The 3646-nt window shown below is 66.1% G+C and carries 4 protein-coding genes; 1 reads left to right on the top strand and 3 read right to left on the bottom strand.

Annotation, left to right across the window (positions count from 1 at the left end):
* The 3 genes from AC1DT2_RS18010 to AC1DT2_RS18000 all read right to left on the bottom strand — a co-directional run.
* A partial coding sequence (locus AC1DT2_RS18010; protein ID WP_477297846.1) for a carbon-nitrogen hydrolase occupies positions 1 to 786 on the bottom strand: 786 nt, incomplete at its 3' end.
* Between the two features lie 18 nt (positions 787 to 804).
* Positions 805 to 1842 (bottom strand): agmatine deiminase family protein, encoded by a 1038-nt coding sequence (locus tag AC1DT2_RS18005; protein WP_477297844.1) that lies wholly within the window; start codon positions 1840 to 1842, stop codon positions 805 to 807.
* A gap of 166 nt (positions 1843 to 2008) precedes the next feature.
* Positions 2009 to 2347 (bottom strand): hypothetical protein, encoded by a 339-nt coding sequence (locus tag AC1DT2_RS18000; protein WP_477297842.1) that lies wholly within the window; start codon positions 2345 to 2347, stop codon positions 2009 to 2011.
* Between the two features lie 173 nt (positions 2348 to 2520).
* Between AC1DT2_RS18000 and AC1DT2_RS17995 the strand changes: the two genes are divergently transcribed.
* Positions 2521 to 3646: ABC-F family ATP-binding cassette domain-containing protein (locus tag AC1DT2_RS17995; RefSeq protein ID WP_477297841.1), on the top strand; the 1126-nt coding region annotated here is incomplete at its 3' end.

The raw sequence follows: 3646 nt of genomic DNA, 5'->3' as shown, positions 1-3646 counted from the left end.
GCAGATCAGCAGCTCACGGCCCTCGGTGCCGGCCTGGGCAATGAATTCGCCCTGCGGGCCCGCCACGAAGCTCGAACCCCAAAACTGGATACCGCTGCCGACGTTGGACGGATCCGCCTCATAACCCGTGCGGTTGCACGAGAGCAACGGCAGGCCATTGGCGACGGCATGACCGCGCTGCACGGTGATCCAGGCATCACGCTGACGGGCCTTCTCGGCGTCGTCATCGTTAGGGTCCCAGCCGATGGCCGTGGGGTAGAACAGGATATCGGCGCCGGCCAGCGCCATCAGGCGCGCGGCTTCCGGATACCACTGGTCCCAGCACACCAGCACGCCGAGCTTGCCGACCGAGGTCTGGATAGGGTCGAACCCGAGGTCGCCCGGCGTGAAGTAGAACTTCTCGTAGAAGGCCGGGTCGTCGGGGATGTGCATCTTGCGGTACTTGCCGGCGATCTCGCGCGAGCGATCGAAGACCACGGCCGTGTTGTGATACAGGCCGGTCGCGCGCTTTTCGAAGATCGACGCGATGACGACGAGCTTGAGCTCCTCGGCGAGCTTGCCGATGCGCTCGGTGCCCGGGCCGGGAATGGTCTCGGCGAGGTCGAACACGTCCACGCTCTCGCGCTGGCAGAAGTACGGGCCGTTGTGCAGTTCCTGCAGCAACACCAGTTCGACGCCAGCCTTCGCGGCTTCGCGCAGGCCGGCCTCGATGGCGTCCAGGTTGCCGTCGCGGCTGCCGCGGTCGGTTTCCTGGAGCAGGGCGACCTTGAGGGTCTTGCGGGTCATCGTGTTCGTTCCTCAGGGTTACTGGGCAATCGCGGCGGGCAGCTGCATGGTGATGCAATGCAGGCTGCCGTTCTGCCAGATCAGCGGACGGCATGGCACCTGGACGACTTCGCGGCCCGGRTGAGCCACGCCGATGATCCTCGCTGCTTCCGCGTCCTTTTTGTCGCCATAGGCCGGCACGAGCACCGCGCCGTTGACGATCAGGTAGTTCGCGTAGGACGCCGCCAGGCGACGACCTTCGTCGAGGATCGGCTCGGCCCAGGGGAGCGGATGCAGCGGGTAGGGCTTGCCTTCCGGCGAACGCAGCGCGGCGAGTTCCGAGCCCATCTGGCCCAGTTCGGCGAAGTGCGGATCGCTTTCGTCGTCGCAAGCCTGGTACACGATGCCGCCGTCCTCCGAGAAGCGCGCCAGCGTGTCGATATGGGCGTCGGTGTCGTCGCCTTCAAGGTAGCCGTGGTCCAGCCACAGCACGCGGTCGGCGTGCAGAGTGGTCGCCAGGGTCTCGGTCATCGTTTCGCGCGAGAGCTCGGGATGGCGCTGGTTGAGGCACTTCCACGTGGTCAGGATGGTGCCGCGGCCATCGCTCTCGATGCCGCCACCTTCCAACGCCCAGTCGATGCGCTTGTGCGGGAGGCCGGAGAGCACGCCGCGTTCGAGCAGACCGGAGATCAGCGCATCGTCCTGCTCGGCGCCGAACTTGCCGCCCCAGCCGGTGAAACGGTAATCGTTGAGCAGCACGCCGTTCGGGCCGGTGAGCGTGATCGGGCCGGAGTCGCGCAGCCAGGTGTCGTCGTAAGGCAGCTCGATGAAGTGTACGCGCGACAGGTCCGCGCCGGCTTCGGTGATCGCCAGGCGGGCGCGCTCACGCAGCGCGGCGTCGGCCACGATGATGTGCAGCGGTTCGAAGCGGGTCACCGCGGCGGCCAGCGCCACATAGGTCGTCTCGACCTCGGCCAGGCGATCGGCCCAATCGGTGTCCGCATGCGGCCAGGCGATCAGCACGCCGGCCTGCGGCTCCCATTCGGCGGGAAGTCGATAAGAAGTGCGGTCGGTCATGGCGGGCGGGGAGGCAGCTGGGGAAGCCGCCTATTGTAGGGCTTCCGGGCTACCGTTGCTGTAACAGCCATCGCCGCTGAAGCGGCTCCCACAGACAGCCCGGCAACCTGCAAAGCCGCGCCGGCTCTGTGTGGGAGCCGCTTCAGCGGCGATGGGTGCCTGCCGCTTATTTTGGCGCTTGCGGGTTCGTATTATTCCCGGCCGGCGTGTTCAGCACCGTGTGGACCACGTGGCTCTTCTCGAAATAGACGATGTAGCCCGGATACATCCAGCGGTTGATGACCGGCTGCTTGGCGCTGCCGCCGCCGCGGGCGTCGAGCTTGGAGGTGGGTGCGCCGAACTGGCGTTCCACCTCGGCCATGGTCATGCCCTTCTTGGGCAGGCTCATGCCCTTTTCCTGCTGGACACGCTGCATCAGCAGGCTGTCGGCATGAACCGAAGGCGCCACGGAGGCGGAGACGATAGCCAGGGCGATCGCGGTGAAAACAGGCTTGAAGGTATTCATGATGGCTCCGTCGCGCTCCCCATGCGGCGCAAGACGCCGTTTTAACATGCCGCCTCATCCCGCGCCATGGGCGGCGTGCGCCGGGCGTCACGGCTGTGTGCTGCGTCGCGTTTCGGCCACGTGGGGGGCGGGACGGCTATCATGGGCAGTCGCTCATTGCAGTAACCCTATTCATGATCTCTTTTCGCAACCTCGCCCTGCGCCGGGGCAGCCGTACGCTGCTGTCGCAGATGGACCTCACTATCCAGAGCGGCTGGGCGCTCGGCGTCATCGGCCGTAATGGCTGTGGCAAGTCGACCCTGTTCGCTGCCCTGAAGGGCGAGCTGGAGCCGGAAGTCGGCGATCTGGACATGCCGTCGAAGATCCGGCTGGCCTCCGTGGCCCAGGAAACGCCGGCTTTGCCCGACCCGGCGATCGAGTACGTGCTCGGCGGCGACGTGGAAGTGGCCGCCGCGCTGAAGATGGAAGCCGATGCCTACGACGCGGAAGACTACGAAGCCGTGGCTCGGGCAAACATGCGCATCGAAGAGGTCAACGGCTACGACGCGCGTGCGCGTGCCGGACGGCTGATGCACGGCCTGGGTTTCAGCCCGGAGACCCATGAGCAGCCCGTCGCCTCGTTCTCGGGTGGCTGGCGCGTGCGCCTCAACCTGGCGCGCGCACTTATGGCGCCCTCGGACCTGCTCCTGCTCGATGAGCCGACCAACCATCTCGATCTCGACGCGGTTCTTTGGCTCGAAGAGTGGCTGCGCCGTTATCCGGGCACGCTGCTGATCATCTCGCACGATCGCGAATTCCTCGACGGCGTGATCTCGCACACGCTGCATCTGCACGAAGGCAAGGCCAAGCTCTACACCGGCGACTACACCGCCTTCGAACGCCAGCGCGGGGAACACCTCCGCCAGCAGCAGATCGCACATGTGCGCGAACAGGCCGAGCGCGCCCACCTGCAGTCGTTCATCGATCGCTTCAAGGCGAAGGCGTCCAAAGCCAAGCAGGCGCAGTCGCGCATGAAACGCCTGGAAAAGATGGCCGGCACCGAAGCGGTGCGTGCGGAACGCTCCTTCAGCTTCACGTTCCCCACGCCCGACAGGCTGCCGACCTCGATGCTGCAGCTCGATCACATCGATGCAGGCTACGGAGACCACGTCGTGCTCCGCGACATCGCCTTCGGGCTGGAAGCGGGCGATCGCATCGGCCTGCTCGGCCCGAACGGCGCCGGTAAGTCGACGATGGTGAAATCGCTGGTCGGCGAGCTCGAGCCCATGGTGGGCGAGCGCACATTCCATAAGGACATGA

Source organism: Luteibacter sp. P4_E6 (assembly GCF_056401535.1).
The sequence above is the reverse complement of the archived record's forward strand: the minus strand, read 5'-3'. Positions and strand labels throughout refer to the sequence as shown.

Excerpts from the sequence above, each read along its gene's own strand:
- AC1DT2_RS18000 (WP_477297842.1), bottom strand. The coding sequence starts at position 2,347 with ATGAATACCTTCAAGCCTGTTTTCACCGCGATCGCCCTGGCTATCGTC.